Here is an 18,905-nt window from a genome sequence, read left to right on the forward strand (position 1 = left end):
GAGTAATCAACTATAGTAATGCATCAAGCATTAAGAAAAACCCGAGCTTAGTCTCGGGTTTTTTTATGGGTGAAAAAGCTATCAGCTGTCAGCTTTAAGACGTCAGATTAGATTGGTGGGGTTGGTTTGTGTGGTGTCTCACTCGGTATTCGCCCTATTCATTCTTCGGGTAGGTTGGTTTGAGCGCAGCGAAACCCAACGTAAACAGAGCTATCAGCTTTTAGACGTCAGATTAGATTGGTGGGGTTGGTTTGTGTGGTGTCTCACTCGGTATTCGTCCTGTTCATTCTTCGGGTAGGTTGGTTTGAGCGCAGCGAAACCCAACACAACCATGTAAACCTTTTCTTTTATGACCCCCATTACCATAAACCATTCCTCCTAATGGCTTTACCTAGACCCTTTGAACTTTACCCTCGTTAACCACTGTATAAAAATCACCATTACGCTATTGTTTTATCGTTTTATTCATTAATAACGTCATTTTAATGTGAATATTTCACTAAATTTTTATTGTTAATATAGTTTCTGTATTGGGGATGTTAGATTCTTTATGTGAAATTAGCTTAAATTGCTCAAGTATCAGCTAGATGTCAGTTAAATATTATAAGAGTTGGGTAAATCTCGCTTAATATATTGTTCCTAAACAGGAAATCGAAAATCAATCTTATAGTAGTATTTTGTTAATGGATTTTGTTAGAATCACTGCCGTCATGTAAATGGAATGGTTTTATCAGGGATGGCTAATGACTAGCTTAAGTGCTACTTGTCAAAAAATAGCTTTGCTATTTGCAGTATATTTTTAATTCCCCTTTAGATGCTCAGTATCTTTATAGCTTGTACTTTGATGGTTTGATCTAAATTGCTCATAAGTTGCAGTAGGTTTTCTCTTTCTATCTTCAAAAGCTCTGAAATACTGAAGACATACATAAAATTCACACCTCGGTGGGGATTGTTGTGTTAATTATTTGCCAACAATCGGTATGAATAACTATGTATATATCAATCTAATTAATGTTAATTCCTTTCCTGTAACAGGCACTTCCTTCTGTAGTGGTCGAAAACTTTTAAAATATAGACCACATTTAAGTAAGGAGTTATCGCCCAATATTTTTAGTTATTAAATCGAATAGTAGCTTTAAAACAGTAGGTGAAATTTAAGTTTTTAATATAAAAAGGAATTATTAGTGTATAAAAATAAACTTACGCAAACTGCTTTATGCGTTGCCGCTGCACTTGCCTCAACATCAACAATTGCTGCCAATAGTTGGTTATCTAGAGTCAGTACCGTCGATCAGCATCAGCAAAAGAAAGTATTTGCAGCTAACAGGATGCAAAGCCTTTCAGCTGTCAGTACTGATTCGTCAACTGCAATTTTTGATATAACAGTGTCGTTATACAATAATCCAGAAGGTGCAGAGCAGAATGCCTATGAAGAAATTTTTAAAAATTTCGCAGATGCTATTTGTGAGCAAACAAATGGTGAGCATAAGCTTGGCACAGTGAGTGTATTTAGAGAAAATAAACATCGCTCTAAATCAGATATTATTTGGGGGTCAAGAGAATGGCCTAGAGCTAATGCGTCAGGTTTTGGTGCGAATGGCATGCATATTTGGTTTGGTGATGTTTTCCCGAACGGTGCAGGTGCTGGCAAAGACCATGATATGCTTCAAGATCCTAAAGGTGCTGGTTATACACTTGCCCATGAATGGGGGCACTATGCTTATGGCCTTTTTGACGAGTATCAAGGCGTAGCTGAAAGCGCAGATGCAAATAGCCCTATAAAAACTGATTTAGCTACTAACTCTATTATGAGTAATCAGTGGAAAGCTCTACAAGGTGATATGCTTTGGCTTAATCACTCTACTGCAACAAATATTGGTAATGTTGATAGAACAGCTCAAGGTCGAGTATACGGAAAAAGTGCATGGGAAGTGCTATTACAAGATGCCAAAGATGATCCTAAGTTAGGAAGAAAAACGGCTCAACCAGAGCGTACTCGCTTTCTTACTCTGGCTAACAATGCTCCAGATGATGTAACACCAGTAAAGATTGAACTACCTTCAGCTCAAGCATCATGCCGAGATCAGCTTGATGTAGTTTGGGTTGAAGGTGATATTGATATGCAAGTGGTTATTGACCGTTCAGGTAGTATGGGCGGCGCGGCAATCAATAATGCCAAACAAGCAGCTAAAATACTTGTTGATGCTACAGCAGAAGGCACTACATCAATGGGGTTAGTTAGCTTCTCTAGCTACTATAATGTGATACAAGATTTTCCTGTAACTAAAATTGAAAGCCCAGATGTTTCAGTAAAAACTGAACTAAAAGCAGCAATTGATTCAATCAGAGCTGGAGGGTCAACAGCCCTTTACGATGGTTCACAATTAGCGCTTGATAACTTAGAACAATATCAACAAACTCAGGCAAGCGGTGCCCCAGGTGTTGTTTTTGTCCTAGCCGACGGTGATGACAATGATTCTCGCTTGTCACAGGCGTCGGTTATCAGTAATTATCAACAAGCCAATATGCCAATTTTCAGTTTTGGCTATGGTAGTGCATCACCAACTGGCCCACTTCTCACTTTAGCTAATGCTACTGGTGGTAAGTACTTTTCTTCACCAACATCATTGGCTGAAATTGTTGATGCTTTCTTGCAAGCTAATGCGATTGCGACAGATAATCAGAACCTTGCATCTACAACATACTCAATTGATAGTACTCAAAGCGCCAGTCAGCCAATTTATGTTGATTCTGGGCTAGATAACATAAATGTTTTTGTAAATCACAATGCAGATCTTGCAGATCTTGAGTTAGCGCTATTTGATGGTGCTGGTACACTCGTTACCGATATAGATTTCAACTGTATAGATACTGCTAGCACTCAATCATGTAGTGCTAATATTTCTAACCAGAAACTATCTGCACATGGTGCAGGGCAGTGGCAGTTACAATTAACGAATCTAAATCAAAGTACTAGCCTTACTGCTGCGGTAAATGTGAGTGCTGAACCAAGCTTATCAGGTACATACTCTGTCAACGTTGAAGGAGTTGATGGGAACGCAGTTACTTATCCAGCCCCTATGATCCTGACTACGGCAATCACAAAAGATAAACTAATTACAGGCGCTAATGTTAAGGCAACTATTACAGATCCAAACCAAGTTAAAAGCGAACTTGAAATGTTTGATAATGGCATTGGTGGAGATGCTGTTTCAGGGGACGGAATTTACTCAGTAATTGCACCTTATAATCAAAATGGTATTTATCAAGTTGAAGTGCATGTAGACAATAATGACAGCAATGCAGTGTACACCACAACAGGGTTATTAACGCCAACAATTGATGGCTCAGTACCAGAAGCTGAGACATTGCCAAGTATCGATGAGAATTTTGTTCGTATAGCTAAAACTTCACTAGTAGTCAGTGATGTCCCATACAGCGATAGTAATGACAGTTATTATCTGAGTGATGATCTTACTCCAAGTAATGCTGGAATCGAGGGGATGGTTGACTCTCAGGGAGACCTAGACTTTTATCAAATCGAAAACATTGATACCACAAGTGAGTTTGTTGTTCGTGTATCTGACTTAAGCTTGGGGATGAAACCTAGCCTTACATTATATAAGTCAGATGGCATAACTGTAATTGATCAAGATATTACGTTAGATACAAACCCTTCTAAAACAGGCTATGTGTTCTATAAAGTTGCTACTACGGACTTAGAGTCAACTCTCTACGCCGCAGTGCAGCATGAAGATACGACCGCAACTACTGGTGGATACCAAATTAGTGCGGGTGCTCCACTAAATACTGATACGCCTCCAAATAACGCACCTGTAGCAGCTGAAGATGTTGCATCAATTTGGTCAGGTCAAACAACAGTTATCAATGTTTTAGAAAATGATACAGATTTAGATGGTGATACTCTATCAATTGATAGTGTACAAAATAATGGAACCTTGGGTGTTGTAAGTTTAGTTGATGGTCAGATTACATACGATGCATCAACCGCGTTTGATGATGAAGTTCCTGGAACAGTTATTTCCGATTCCTTTAAGTATATTGTGACTGATAATAATGGTGCATTTGTTGAGGGGCAGGTAACCATATCTGTATCTATCAACACGCCTCCAACAGCTGAAGCCGATATTGTTTATGTTGACGAAAATGGAACTGTAAATATTTCACCATTACAAAATGATAGTGATGCTGATGGTCATTCAATAACATTAATTGATTACTTGGATACTCTAACAGGTGAATTAACAGATAATAATGATGGTACTTGGACATATTCTACAAATGGTCAATTTGATTCATTGACAAAAGGTGAACAAGTAACAGATGCATTGACTTATACGATAGCTGATGAAGTGGGTTCAGAGTCTATGGCTCAGGTTTCTGTGATTATTACGGGTATCAATACTATACCTTCAGCTGAAGCTGACGAGGTTTCAACATCTAAATCATCAACAGTACTCATAGATGCTTTAGTGAATGATAGTGATGAAGATGGCGATGCTCTATCTGTGGTCTCGTTAGATGTGGAAGGTATTAAAGGAACTGTTACTGATAATGGGGATGGTACATTCACATATGACCCAGCTGGGAAGTTTGCTGATTTATATGCTGGCAGCTCAGCGACAGAAACATTTAGCTATGCTGTATCTGATGGTTCAGAACAAGTTTCAACAACCGTTACTGTGACTGTAAACGGTGAAGGTAGCAAACCTGAAGTTGAAAAATCATCTTCAAGCAGCGGCGGTAGTTTATTTTGGCTAACTTTACTTCTAGCGCCATTTAGCTTGCTAAGACGTCGCAAAAAGTAAGTAAATTAAATAACAATGCAACTATAAGCCTTTGAGTAATATGCTCAAGGGCTTTTTATTCATGTTGATTACATTGAAGTTATTTAAAAGGAAGCTTGAATTACTCTTAAACCACTAACCCTATTATTTCCTCTAAAACTAATTACTTACCTTCTTGAGCTACTTTTTTGGGTTTCATCATTTCGTCATGAAAACTCACTTTTTTAGTAACAATGCCTTCTTAGTATGGCTGCGCTAATTATCCAAGTGCAGTTTAGTTAGCACTCAAATTCTTAAAATAACGTACTAACGGAACGTAACGATGAAAATTAATAAAATTGCTACTGCAATTGGTTTAACGTTGGCATTGTCAGCGACGGCCAATGCAGGTGTGTTACCAGACAGTCAAAAACAAAATGATTGGTATAGTGCTGCTGAAACAAAATTAACAGAAAAAGAGGCGGCGGCTCAGGCTGAGCAAACATTTAAAGCTAAAAATGTCATTTTATTTGTTGGCGATGGTATGGGTATCTCAACGCTGACTGCATCGCGTATCATGGCGGGACAAATGGAAGGCAAGTTAGGCGAAGAAGGCTTACTAAGCTTTGAAGAATTCCCTTATTCAGCGCAGATCAAAACCTATAACGTTGATGCGCAAACACCTGACTCTGCAGGCACAATGACAGCAATTATTTCAGGCGTTAAAACCGATGTAGGTGTAATTGGTGTAAACGAAAATATCGAGCGTGGCGAGTGTGCAACTGTTGCGGGTAATGAGTTAATTACCGCAACAGAGCTGGCAGAAATTAAAGGTCTAGCAACAGGTGTTATCTCAACGGCACGTATTACTCACGCAACACCAGCTGCAACCTATGCAAAATCGGCTGACCGTAACTGGGAAGACGTGTCAGACATGCCAGCTGATGCTGTAGAAGCCGGTTGTGAAGATATCGCCTCACAACTTGTTAATTTCGAAAAGAATCTAGAAGCACGCTTCGTAGGCACTGACGTTGATGGTCTTGAAGTTGTGATGGGCGGTGGTCGTCGTCACTTCTTACCGAAAGATGCAGCGTTCAATTCAGCTGATGCAGTCAGTGAAGTAGAAGGTGACCGTACTGATGAGCGAGACCTAACTGCTGAATGGCAAGAAATGTACCCTGATGGTAAGTACGTTATGGACCAAGCTGGCTTCGATACGCTAAATGCTGACAGCAAACGTGTATTTGCATTATTTAACGAATCACACATGCAATACGAAGCAGATCGCGCTAACGATGTAGCGGGTGAGCCGTCATTATCTGAAATGACAGGTAAAGCGATCGACATCTTAAAGAGCAATGAAAAAGGCTTTTTCTTAACCGTTGAGTCTGGTCGTATCGACCATGGCCACCATGCGGGCAATGCTTATAACGCGTTAAACGATACCGTTGAATTTGCCAAAGCAGTGCAAACAGCAGTAGAGAACACCAACCCAGAAGAAACACTTATTCTTGTTACTGCTGACCACAGCCACGTATTTACTATCGCGGGTTATCCAAAGCGCGGTAATCCAATCTTAGGTCAAGTGGTTGCCATTGGTAGCGAAGAGCCAAGCCTTGCGGCAGATGGTATGCCGTACACCACAGTTGGTTATGCAAATGGCTTAGGTTTTCGCGATTTAGGTGATGAAACTGATGCAGATGCATCATATAGCGAAGCGGCATTTGCAGGTCGTGTTGATTTAACGGGTGTTGATACGACGACGCCTGGTTATCACCAAGAAGCCACTGTGCCATTAGGTTCTGAGACTCATGCGGGTGAAGATATTTCACTTCATGCAAAAGGTCCAGGTGCGCAACTAGCACAAGGCGTTGTGGAGCAAAACGTAATTTTCCACATCATTAACCAAGCTCTAGAACTAATTGAAGAATAATGGCGACGACGATGAAAAAACTAAATTTAATTTCTCTTGCTGTAGTAGTGGCATTAGCGGGTTGTTCTGATGATGATGACAACTCACCAAAAACATTAACCGTTGAAAATACATTAGCTGTTGGTTCTGAGCAGTGTGTAAACGGTGGTACAGAAACCCTAACCGGTGAAGATAGTAACGATAACGGTGAGCTAGACTCAGCAGAAGTAACGGACACAACCGTTGCTTGTAATGCACCAGCAACGTCGTTAACGGCATCGCAATTAGCGCCGTTGACCGATAATGAATGGTTCAAGTCAGCACAAGTTAAAGTCGCTACTAGCGAAGAAAACATTGCTGCCGTTGTAAAAGAGTCAGGTAAAGCGAAAAACGTGATTCTGTTTGTTGGTGACGGCATGGGTATTTCAACCGTGACGGCAGCACGTATCATGGCCGGTCAGCTTGAAGGTAAGTTAGGTGAAGAGCATCAGCTTAGCTTTGAAACACTACCATTCTCAGGGTTTGCTAAAACCTATAACGTTGATGCGCAAACACCTGATTCTGCGGGTACGATGACAGCAATGGCATCGGGCGTAAAAACGGATGCTGGCGTTATCGGTGTTGATGAGGACATCGAGCGTGGTAACTGTGCAACGGTTGCAGGTAATGAACTAGTTACAGCCACTGAGCTTGCTGAGATTGCCGGTAAGTCGACTGGTATTGTTTCGACAGCGCGTATCACTCACGCAACGCCTGCAGCAACGTATGCAAAATCGGCTGACCGTAACTGGGAAGACGTATCAGATATGCCAGAAGCGGCAGTTACCGCTGGCTGTGAAGATATTGCATCGCAGTTAGTTAACTTTGAAGCAAACCTAGAGGCACGCTACGAAGGCTTAGATGTTGATGGCTTAGAAGTTGTCATGGGCGGTGGTCGTCGTCATTTCTTACCGAAAGACGCTGCTTTTAATTCTGCTGATGCTGTGAGCTCAGTAGAAGGTGACCGTACAGATGGTCGTGACCTAACTGCTGAATGGAAAGCTAAATACCCAGCAGGTCAATATGTGATGGACCAAGCTGGTTTTGATGCAATCGATGCAGAGTCAACAGAGCGCGTATTTGGTTTATTTAATGAATCACATATGCAATACGAAGCAGATCGCGCAAACGATGTAGCGGGCGAGCCTTCACTTGCTGAAATGACAGCTAAAGCAATCGATGTATTAGATAACAACGCCAATGGTTTCATGCTAACAGTTGAAGCTGGCCGTATTGACCACGGGCACCACGCGGGTAATGCTTACAATGCACTAAGCGACACAGTTGCGCTTTCAAAAGCAGTCCAAGTTGCTCTTGATAAAACCAGCATTGAAGACACGCTAATTATAGTTACAGCTGACCACAGCCACGTATTTACTATTGCAGGCTACCCAAAACGTGGTAACCCAATCTTAGGTAAAGTGGTACCTGTGGGTAGTGATGAACCATCACTTGCAGCAGATAACATGCCATACACAACAGTTGGTTATACCAATGGTGGCGGTTTCCGCAACTTAGGTGATGAGACTGATGCTGATGCAGGCTATAACTTTGCGCCGGTAACGGGTCGTGTAGATCTAACTGATGTTGACACAACAACACCTGGTTTCCACCAAGAAGCCGTCGTACCACTGGGATCTGAAACACACGCAGCAGAAGATGTAGGTGTGTATGCAGTAGGCCCAGGTGCACATTTAGTAACAGGCACTAATGAGCAAAGCCTTATTTTCCATGTTATGGATTATGCCGCTGACCTTGTTAAACAAGCCGATGCTAAATTAGCACAGTAATAAGTGCTTGGGAGGCTCTGAGCCTCCCTTACTCAATTAGTTATACTGAAAACCAAGACAAAAAAGAGAATCCCGTGAAAGCAGCCATCTTACTTGCCTCATTACTTAGCCCACTTGCTGTTGCAGGGCAATGCGATATGAACACCGGTTTTACGCAAGCAGACTATACGGTCACAACAGATATAGTTGCTAATAAGCAGCATACTGAAAACACCTTTACCCTTTGGCGTACGCCTCACCAGGTGGCTAAGCAGAATCCACAGTTTATTGAATTATGGCAACAGTTGCGCAATCAACAAATTCGCCCAATTCGTTATTTTCAGCATGCCCAGCGTGGTATTGAGTATCAACCATCGGAAGTGCAAGGTGAGCAAGATTGGAGTAGCAAATATCAGTTAGTAAGCGATAAGTTTTTAGCGTCAATGACGCACCAAAAAAGTACGGGTGAAGGCTGTGAACTAACAGAATATTACACACAACAGCAGGGTGAGAGCAAAATAGAGCTAAGCTGGCTTGCCAATCAAAAGTTACTCAAAGCAATTCGTATTTCAACACCAACTTATAGCCGTGAAATTGCTTTAACAGCCAGTCATCACAACCAGCAAAAGATTCAGGCAGAATTTGCGAAATGGGATAACTATCAAACGACCGATTACGCAGATATCGGTGATAATGAAAGCGATCCATTTTTAGCTAAAATGATCAACTTAGGGTTTGTTGAGCATGGCGCGAGCGGTTTTTATGATGCGCAAGGTAATCAGCTCAAAGGTGAGCATGGGCATCATCACTAATTAGTTATTACAATGCCGCTTTTTTAGCGGCATTTTTGTCTCTGTAACTCAGCGTTAGCTAGAGCTGTTCATTGTCTGTTTAGCTAAGGCAAAACTACTTACTTCAACGAAGTGTCACAACTATTGTCTGGTTTGATTGGTAAATTGTGCCATTGTTGCTTAAGTTTAACCAAGGAGGAACAGCCATGACAAAAATAAATACAAAACACCCCGCAGGTACTTTCTGCTGGGCCGAGTTATGCGCGAAAGACTGGCAAGCTGCAAAGCAGTTTTATACGCAACTTTTTGACTGGGGCTTTGATGACCAGCCGATAGGCGAAGATATGTATTACACCATGCTGAAAAAACAAGGTGATGATATTGCCGCTATGTATCAACTGCCAGAAAGTATGAGCGAGATGCCAACCCATTGGTTATTGTACATTGCTGTTGATAATGTTGACCAAAGTACTGAGCTGGCAAAATCATTAGGTGCAACTGTATTGGCAGGGCCACATGATGTTATGACGGCAGGTCGCATGGTGATGCTTCAAGAACCAGGCGGTGCAACATTTGCCTTATGGCAAGCCGGTGAGCATATCGGGGCAAAACGAGTACAAGAGCTTAACCTGCCTTACTGGTTTGAGCTTGTGTCGAAAGACATGCAAAAAAGTCGCGACTTTTATTGTCAGTTATTCGGATGGCAGTTTGAGGTGAAACCAATGGAGGGGATGGATTACACTTTATTTACCATTGATGAGCAACCGATAGCAGGCATGCTTGAGATGACCAATGAATGGCCAGATGATATTCCACCCCATTGGATGCCGTATTTTGCGGTAGCAGATTGCGATCAGGCAGTCGCTAAAGCAACGCAGCTTAATGGCGCTATTTGTGTGCCAGCAACAGACATTCCAGATGTTGGGCGCTTTAGTGTGATTACCGATCCGCAAGGGGCCGTATTTTCTATTCTTAAATCAACCATTGATGAATTAACTTAAGCCCTTGGTTTTTGCCAATCTGTCCCAAGGTATATATATCTAAGCCTCCTCAAAATGCACAAACTCGCACCTTGAGGTGGTTTGGGTATAAAAAAGCCTACTAAGGAGCAGATTGATGACTAAGCATGTGGTGGTTACGGGGGCCAATAAAGGTATTGGTCTTAATTTTTGTAAACAGTATTTAGCCAAAGGTTACCGTGTTACTGCAGTGGTTCGCACGCCAAGTGAGGAGCTTCAAGCACTCGATGTGAAAATTATTAGCGACATAGATGTATCTAACACCGATGATGTTGCAACACTTGCCAATTACTTACACGGCGACAAGATTGATATTTTGGTTAACAACGCCGGTATTTTTCATAATGAAACATTAGCTGATATGGACTTTGCTGCCATCGAAAAACAAATCAGCGTGAACAGTATTGCACCTATTCGTATTACTCATGCATTACAGCAAAGCTTAGGTATTGATGCTAAAGTGGCGATGATCACATCGCGCATGGGCTCAATTGCAGATAATGGCTCGGGCGGTTACATTGGTTATCGTATGTCAAAAGCGGCACTTAATGCCGCCAGTGTTAGTTTAGCCCATGAGCTAAAAGATAAAAAAATTGCCGTAGGGTTATTTCATCCGGGCTTTGTACAAACGCAAATGGTTAATTTTGCTGGCGATATCAGCCCAGAAACTGCTGCAGAGCGGCTCATCAAGCGGATTGACGAATTAAACCTTAGCAACACAGGTGGATTTTGGCATTCAAACGGCGAAACGCTACCTTGGTAATGCATTGTTCACTGTTTTTATAGTTCGGTTAGTTAGCAGCTAAAAAGCTGCTAACGGCTGATAAGTTTCGCTAATTATTGAACTTATAGTTTGCTATACTCGTACAATTAAAAGTCATTTTGATGTAGAGAGCAGCACATGGAATTAGAGCAAAATAGCGATTTAACCCTTCCTCTTTTTTATTTCGATGAAAACCTTCATAGCCGTGACATCGAATCTCCAGATTTACTATTACATGTAACGCTAAGCGAAGAGTTACTCGCGCAGCTTTGCCAAAACCCAGCTGTTGATAGCAGTGTCGCAATTGCCATTAATGAATACCGTCTTGAAGCGTTAAATGATGACTATCAAGCATTGATTGATGGTGAGCATGATGCGCAGCTGACACTCGTTCGTGGGCCACTATTAAGCGCGATGCTTAGTTGCGACAACGACCAAACCTTTGTATCGCCGCAAGTCGATATGATGCCAACCTTCGATTTAGGTGATGACGTTGAAGATATCGAGGAGGAAGGATGAGAAAACTCCTCACCACCGTATTTGGCCTTATTCTATTAAGTGGCTGTGCATATTTAGGTGCTGCTCATTACGATGAACTGTTTGGTAAAGAACAACCACAACAGCGCGTGGTTGCAGCATCAACACTTGAAGGTGCTGAGTTTTTAAGTGATGTAAAGCCCGTACTTGATAGTCGCTGTGTGGTTTGTCATGGCTGCTATGATGCACCGTGTCAGCTTAAGTTATCTTCTGTGGAAGGTATCGACCGCGGCTTAAGTAAAGAGCGTGTTTATGACGGCACACGTTTACTAGCGCAAGAGCCAAGCCGCTTGTTGTTTGATGCGACAAGTACCGCCCAGTGGCGTGAAAAAGGCTTTACCCCAGTACTTAATGAGCGAGCTCAAACCGAAGAAGCGAACCTTGCCGGTAGTGTGCTTTATAATGCCTTAGTACTTAAGCAAAGCAGCCCACTGCCTAAACAAGCAATTTTAGGCGATGAGTTTGATTTTTCACTCGACCGTGAGCAAACATGTACCACAATGAATGAGTTTGACTCATTCGCTAAAGATAGCCCGCATAGTGGTATGCCTTATGGTTTACCGGGTATCTCGAGTGAAGAATTTCAGCACCTTGCTAAGTGGCTCCGAAAAGGCGGTTATTTAGCTCATATCGAGCCTCCTGAAAAGGGTGTACTCAAACAAGTCGAACGTTGGGAAGCATTTTTAAATCAAGATGGTTTAAAGCATCAGTTGGCTGCTCGCTATATTTATGAGCACTGGTATTTAGCGCATATTTACTTCCCTGAGCATGGCGATAAACACAGCTACTTTAAGCTAGTTCGCTCTTCGACTCCGCCGGGTGAAGAGATCAAACACATTAGCACCCGTCGCCCTTATGAAGACCCTAAAGTTGAGCGTGTTTACTACCGTTTAATGCATGACCGCTCGACTATTTTAGCGAAAACACATTTACCTTTAGCATTAAATGACGAAAAGCTTGCACGCATCCATTCGCAATTTATTGAAGCTGATTATCAAGTAAATAAACTGCCAAGCTATAAACCAGAAGTGGCATCAAACCCATTTAAAGCCTTTGCTGCAATCCCAGTCAACTCACGTTATCAGTTTATGCTTGATGAAGCTGAGCTTATTATTATGGGCTTTATTAAAGGGCCTGTTTGTAGAGGTCAAATCGCGTTAAATGTAATTAACGACCAGTTCTGGGTGGGTTTTGCGAAGCCTGAAATGGCGGCGACACCTAAAGTCGGTGAAATGTTGTTACAACATGAAGATGCCTTAGCATTACCAGCTGAAGAAGAAAGCAATGCCTTGCCGATTTCTAGTTGGGTGAAGTATTCAAAACGCCAAAACAAATATTTGTCAGCCAAAGTTGCACTGGCTAATAAGATGTTTGAGAACGGTCAGCACCTAACAACCGATTTACTTTGGCAGGGTGATGGCCATAACCAAAATGCAGCACTCACAGTGTTCCGCCACTTTGATAGCGCAACAGTTGTAAAAGGCTGGATAGGCCAGCAACCAAAAACCGCCTGGATACTCGACTACGCACTATTTGAACGTATTCATTACTTGCTGGTGGCGGGTTTTGATGTTTATGGCAACATTGGTCATCAGTTATTAACTCGTTTGTACATGGACTTTTTACGCTTAGAAGGTGAAGCAAACTACCTTGCATTATTACCAGAAGCTAAGCGCAGAGGAATTAAAGCTCAGTGGTATCGTAAATCGCCACCTAGCTTAACGAGCTTCTTTGAGGATGAATTGTCATTTAGTCAACCTACGGGTATTGAATACAAAACAATGGATCCGCAGTCTGAGTTGTTCAATATGCTAAAAGCGAAACTGAAGCCAATATTGAGCCCTCGTTACGACTATACGAAAGTACCTGAGCCGCTTGCTAAAATTAACAACCTTCCGGTTAAAGCTGTTAACTTGCTACCGCAAATTTCGTTTGTGTTAGTCAAAGATGGCGATAATAAGCACAAGGCCTATACCCTGATCCACCATAATGCTCATTACAATATTTCTAGCTTATTGAATGAAGAAGGGCAACGAGCTTATGACGAAGATACAGTAACGATTGTGCCTGGGTTTATAGGTGATTACCCAGAAGCCATTTGGTACTTGCACAATGATCAGCAAGTTGCAGCTTTTGTAGCTGGGCTTGCTAAAGCAACAGATGAAGTAGCTTACAGAGATCTGAAAAGTGAGTTTGCTATTCGCCGAACACATCCACAGTTTTGGCAATACAGCGATATTTTACACCGTGTAGCGAAAGAGTATCGCGGCGTTGAATTTGGGTTATTTGACTATAACCGACTCGAAAATCGATAAATTTCTGTTAACTATCATGTTTAAAGCCCACTTCAAGTGGGCTTTCTTGTATTCTATGAACTACAATTATTTTAAAAAATAATGAGTAAAGCATGTTGCAGCTAGTCACAGATATCCGAAAACGATATCGCTGGGGGTTATTGGCGATTGCCATATTGGTCTCTGTATCAGCTATCTTGATACAGAGCCTTTTGTATATCCAAAAGGGTGATGCCAAGGTCATCAATATTGCCGGTAAACAACGTATGCTGTCACAAAAAATTGCCTTGTATGGCAATGCACTCATTTATCATGAATCCGATCATTTTCAACAGCAACACCGAAGGCTATTGCAACAAGCGGTTGAGCAATTTATTGCAGGGCATCAATTTTTAATTCAGCAAGATGAGCAAGGTCACTATATTCATTTAAATGAGGCGCTTGAGGCCCATTATTTCTCGCCGCCGACCGCGTTAGATGAACATGTAAAGCGCTATGTGAGTAAAGCACAGCAGCTATTAAACAATACCGATGATTTTGCCTATGTGGACCGCTCAACATTTGTTAGCAATCAGCTTGAAGCACTGCTCACAAAGCTAGACCAAGCGGTTAAGTTACTCGAGCAAAAATCAGTTCAGAAAGTCACGTTTTTGGCGGTGCTAGAGTTATTGTTTTGGTTGCTCGCCATGACGTTATTAGCACTTGAGCTATTTTTCATTTTTAAACCTATGGAGAAACTGGTCACTAAAAATATTGCTAAGTACAAAGAACAAAAAGAGTTCGCTGAGCGTGTTAATAAAAATAAAGAGCGCTTTATTGCCCGTACTAGTCATGAATTTAGAACACCTTTGCAAGGTTTAACCGCATCCATCGAAGCGCTTGATATCAGCGACAGTCAGCAGCTGACTAAACAGCAGGCGCTTTATTGCGTTAATAGGCTGGTGGCCATGCTAGACGAATTAATGGATTTACAGCAGCTAACCTCGGGTGAATGGCAGTTAAGTTTTACTAGCAGCAATTTGTTATCAACATTAAAGCAAGCTATCTCACCCTATGAATATGCCTGTAACGATAAAGGTATTACCTTGAGCGTGAACTTAGCTGACTCACTCGATAAAGAGGTGAGCACTGACCATGCAAGGTTGACGCAAATCGTTGCTGAAATCATTAACAATGCCGTTAAATTTACTCCAAGCCAAGGCCGTATTGCCGTAACCGCTGCATGCCAAGGTGAGCAGCACTTTGTAATGGAAATACAAGATAACGGTAAAGGCTTTGAAAAGCCGCCGACAGATTTACTTAGCTACGAAAATGACTCAGAGCAACACTTTCAAGGCTTAAAAACGGGACTGCTTAGAGTTATGCACATTGTGAAAGCATTAAAAGGAGAAATCCAATTTCTTAATGCTGAGCCACAAGGTGTGAAAGTGTTAATTAATTTAGAACTAGAAAGCACGCCTAAATCAGCAATGCCAGCGCCGCTGCCGAAAGCTTTACATTGTTTAATTGTGGAAGATAACCCACTCAACGCCACCATTTTAGGGCGCATGGTTAGCCATTTAAATTACAGCTTTGATGTGGCGGAAAATGGTTTAATTGCTACAGATAAAGCCTCAGATAAGCATTACGATTTAATTTTTATGGATTTAAATATGCCAGTTATGGATGGCTTTAAAGCGATTGATATTATTCGTAATGAGCAGGGGCTGCAGGTGCCAATTTTGGTGGTGACAGCCAATACATCGAATGATGATTTACAACGAGTATACGAACTTGGAGCAAACTTGCACGTTTACAAACCGATCACGCTGGATTCAGTGCAAAAAGCTCTCAGCATTTTATTTACTGAGAGCTCACAGGGATAACTAAAGCGTTAAATTAGTTTGTTACTTTAATGTCGCCAACACCCACTTCGACTTCGATATCGTATTGGCCATTGCCACGATAGCTTGAATGCGAGCTAACCACTTTACGGCTGGTGTTCCCGTCATTTTTTAAGCCACGTATTTTAGTGTCGCCCACACCCGTATCAAGCTCGATACGTTTGTAATCATCAAGCGCGCTATCAATTCTTACCGCGCCCACACCAAGCTCAATCTCAACTGAATTACTTGCGTCGTTAATTTCAATATCGCCAACACCAAGTTCAACATCAATTGCCATCGATTTAGGCATTTTTACATGCCAGTTTTGTTGAATGTCGTCATTATCTAGTTTTAAGCTAAGTGAGCTGGCACTTTGCGAGTGGCTTAATTCAATATCTGATAAATCGACATCAGAGCTGAACCAGCTATTGTCATTTTTTGGTTCAATGCGAACTGTAACGACGACTTCGCTACCGTCATAGCTTTCGACTTCTAAGCTGCCCACCGGAAAATCAATATCAAGCTGGCTTGCGCCACTCACAGCAAAGTTGTGATTTAGTTCACGTGAGTCTTTTGCCATTGCGTATGTTGTTGTTAGTGCTAAGCCTATAGCTGCTACACAAAGTAATTTTTTCATTGTCTGTTTCCTGTTGATGACCTTTTATACCTTAGTCGCAGCTGTGTTCAAAAAAGGTTTAAACGATTTTTAATTTTTTATCGAATACGGTAACGTCAAGCTAACGGTAACTTAGAATGAGGATTCAAAGTGCAACAAGTGCAGTTGGTTAATGTTAAAGCTAGCCTAAAGGGGCTGGGCAATGACGTTTATTATTTAGATGATCTCAATATCAATGTCTCGTCATTGCAGCAATGGGTTTTACTTGGTGCGAATGGGGCAGGTAAATCGGCCGTGGCAGCTGCCATTGCCGGTTTTGCGAAAATAGAAAAAGGCCAGTATGAGAATAGCTTTGAGCGTATAGCATTGGTTTCGCCAGACAGCCAAAAGCAGCTCCTTGCGGCTGAGCTAACTAAAGATCAAGATGATATTATTGATGGCGTTACGCCTTCGAGTACGGTTTATGAGTTAATTATTGCAGGTCGAGACGAGCAACAGCTTGATAGTGATTTGCTACAGCAGTTAATAAGCCTATTTGATTTTAGTGACAAACTTAGCAAGGCATTTCGCGATTTATCGACCGGTGAAACCCGCAAACTGATGCTGATCCAAGCCATAATAGGTCGACCAGATTTACTTGTGCTTGATGAGCCTTTTGATGGCTTAGATGTCATGGCAATGGCTGGGCTTAATCAGCTACTCGCAGAGCTTAGCAAAACAACGACCCTTATTTTTGTGCTCAATCGCTTAACTGAGATCCCTGACTTTGTTGATCATTACGCCTACGTTAAAGAGGGTCATGTCACAGAGCAATTAGCGAAACCTTCACCTGAGCAGCGCGATGATTTACTCAAGCTATTGCATCTCACTCATACTCAGTTACAAATACCTGATGCTGATATTGACCATCAAGCGCCTCCGCTCACAGATTCTATGCTGGTTAGGCTCAATAACGCAGCAGTGAGTTATGGCGGCGAGGCTATCTTTGAAAAACTAAACTGGCAAATTAACCAAGGCGAACATTGGCAGTTAACAGGTAAAAATGGCTCAGGTAAAACTTGTTTGCTGAACCTTATCACTGGTGATAACCCGCAGTGTTACAACAATGATATCAAGGTGTTTGGCTACCAGCGCGGAAGCGGTGAGAGTATTTGGCAAATTAAACAACACATTGGTTATATTTCTAACGCGCTACATATGGATTATCGGGTGAGTATCACTGCGCTCAATACGGTTGTTTCGGGCTTTTATGACAGCATTGGTCTTTACCAAAAAGCCACCGATAAGCAACTTGCCATAGCCAAAAAATGGTTAGCGTTATTAGGATTAAGTGACAAGCAAAGCAGTTCATTTAGCCAGCTGTCTTTTGGTGATCAGCGTTTATTGTTGATTGCTCGGGCTATGGTTAAACACCCTAATTTATTGATCCTTGATGAACCTTGCTTAGGCCTAGATGAAGCGAATAGGCAACGCGTGTTATTACTAATAGAAAAAATCTGTGCTGCAGGCACCAGCACCGTGGTGTATGTTAATCACCACGCGAGTGACAAAATAGCCGGTATCAACAATTATTTAGATATGGCAGATTTCACAAAAAAAGCGCCATAAGGCGCTTTTTTAATAATTGAAATCATTTAGATACGGGTAATGGTAAAACCTTTATCTGTTAATTGCTTCAATAAACCGTGTTGCTCTGGTAAGTGCAAAGCGCCCACTGCAATGAACAGCTTTTCTTTACCGATGCGAGTCGATAGTTGATTAACCCAATTGTTGTTACGGTCTATCAACATCACTTGCTCGCTTAGTTGACCATATTGAGAGTCATCAAAGCTTTCATTGTAAAACTGCGTAAGTGTTTTCATATCACCCGATTTCCAAGCCTTGATAAGACCAAAAAAGTAGGTATCTACGTCTGCAAGTTGCTCGAATGTTTCTTCGATCATCTTGTCATTCATAATTGCTAAGTGCTCAAACATTTCCATTTGGCGTTCAAGAGTTTCTAGTTCACCAACAGATATTTTATGTTCTTGGGCGTAAGCAAGTACTTGCTTGTCGATGCCGTATTGATCTGAAAAACCAACGTTTTGGAACTCCATCTGCATCATGGTGACCATCACCGCCCATGGTGCTAAATTCTTAAACATTGCAATATCAATTGATTTATCAGCAAAGTACTTTTGCAGTTTTGCATAGTTTTCTGGTGATAATTCTGATTGTAAGGTTTTGCCATTTTTCAGCATCATAAATGGTAATGAGCGACGCTGCATTTCCATTGGTGAAATGGCGCTGATATCCACCTCAACAATGACTTTATCTGAGTTATCGAGTGCTTTTGTTACCTTACTTGGCAAGCCTTTCATGCTGTTATCGCCAACATGCACGGTACCGAATAAATAAGAAGCAACGCCGTTTTTTTCTACTTTCCATAACCCCGGCTCTGCAAGTGTATATTGGCTAAAACCAAGCAGTAGCACCATAAAAAACAGGGCATTTATACGCTGGACGAATTTCAT

12 protein-coding genes are annotated in these 18,905 nt (G+C 41.7%); 10 read left to right on the forward strand and 2 right to left on the reverse strand.

The genetic code is table 11. The annotated features are described in order from the left end of the window. Positions 1-1,184 precede the first annotated feature (1,184 nt). The 9 genes from HUS61_RS18610 to HUS61_RS18650 all read left to right on the forward strand — a co-directional run bounded on the left by HUS61_RS18610 (position 1,185) and on the right by HUS61_RS18650 (position 15,776). A complete protein-coding gene (locus HUS61_RS18610; RefSeq protein WP_175083365.1) occupies positions 1,185-4,829 on the forward strand; it encodes an Ig-like domain-containing protein in 3,645 nt (1,214 codons plus the stop codon). A 301-nt stretch (positions 4,830-5,130) separates the two neighbouring features. Beyond that, on the forward strand, positions 5,131-6,720 hold the full coding sequence (locus HUS61_RS18615) for an alkaline phosphatase (protein ID WP_175083366.1): 1,590 nt from the start codon (positions 5,131-5,133) through the stop codon (positions 6,718-6,720). A gap of 11 nt (positions 6,721-6,731) precedes the next feature. Continuing rightward, positions 6,732-8,528: an alkaline phosphatase gene (locus HUS61_RS18620; RefSeq protein WP_175081067.1), complete on the forward strand. Its 1,797-nt coding sequence runs from the start codon at positions 6,732-6,734 to the stop codon at positions 8,526-8,528. A 74-nt stretch (positions 8,529-8,602) separates the two neighbouring features. Then, positions 8,603-9,319 carry a hypothetical protein gene (locus HUS61_RS18625; protein WP_252949353.1) on the forward strand — a complete coding sequence of 239 codons (717 nt, stop codon included), beginning with the start codon at positions 8,603-8,605 and terminating at the stop codon, positions 9,317-9,319. A 185-nt stretch (positions 9,320-9,504) separates the two neighbouring features. After that, entirely contained in the window at positions 9,505-10,299 is a 795-nt protein-coding gene (locus tag HUS61_RS18630) for a VOC family protein (protein WP_175083367.1), read from the forward strand. 115 nt (positions 10,300-10,414) lie between these two features. Further along, a complete protein-coding gene (locus HUS61_RS18635) occupies positions 10,415-11,080 on the forward strand; it encodes an SDR family oxidoreductase (protein WP_175083368.1) in 666 nt (221 codons plus the stop codon). A 138-nt stretch (positions 11,081-11,218) separates the two neighbouring features. Further along, positions 11,219-11,599, forward strand: coding sequence for a hypothetical protein (locus HUS61_RS18640; RefSeq protein WP_055198464.1), 381 nt, complete (start codon positions 11,219-11,221; stop codon positions 11,597-11,599). Beyond that, on the forward strand, positions 11,596-13,932 hold the full coding sequence (locus HUS61_RS18645) for a fatty acid cis/trans isomerase (RefSeq protein WP_175083369.1): 2,337 nt from the start codon (positions 11,596-11,598) through the stop codon (positions 13,930-13,932). Before HUS61_RS18640 ends, HUS61_RS18645 begins: the two co-directional genes overlap by 4 nt. 92 nt (positions 13,933-14,024) lie before the next feature. Beyond that, the gene (locus HUS61_RS18650; RefSeq protein WP_175083370.1) at positions 14,025-15,776 is read left to right on the forward strand and encodes a response regulator; all 1,752 of its coding nucleotides are present in this window, start codon (positions 14,025-14,027) and stop codon (positions 15,774-15,776) included. 13 nt (positions 15,777-15,789) lie between these two features. Here HUS61_RS18650 and HUS61_RS18655 read toward each other — a convergent pair whose 3' ends face one another. Beyond that, the gene (locus HUS61_RS18655) at positions 15,790-16,413 is read right to left on the reverse strand and encodes a hypothetical protein (RefSeq protein ID WP_062566584.1); all 624 of its coding nucleotides are present in this window, start codon (positions 16,411-16,413) and stop codon (positions 15,790-15,792) included. A 129-nt stretch (positions 16,414-16,542) separates the two neighbouring features. Here HUS61_RS18655 and modF point away from each other — a divergent pair, with 129 nt between their 5' ends. Beyond that, entirely contained in the window at positions 16,543-18,000 is a 1,458-nt protein-coding gene (modF, locus tag HUS61_RS18660; RefSeq protein WP_175083371.1) for a molybdate ABC transporter ATP-binding protein ModF, read from the forward strand. Positions 18,001-18,026: 26 nt separating this feature from the next. On the opposite strand, the gene HUS61_RS18665 is transcribed toward modF, so the two are convergent. Beyond that, entirely contained in the window at positions 18,027-18,905 is an 879-nt protein-coding gene (locus HUS61_RS18665; RefSeq protein WP_175080897.1) for a TraB/GumN family protein, read from the reverse strand.

The sequence above is a fragment of the Pseudoalteromonas sp. 0802 genome, assembly GCF_013350085.1.
Taxonomy (GTDB): Bacteria; Pseudomonadota; Gammaproteobacteria; order Enterobacterales; family Alteromonadaceae; genus Pseudoalteromonas.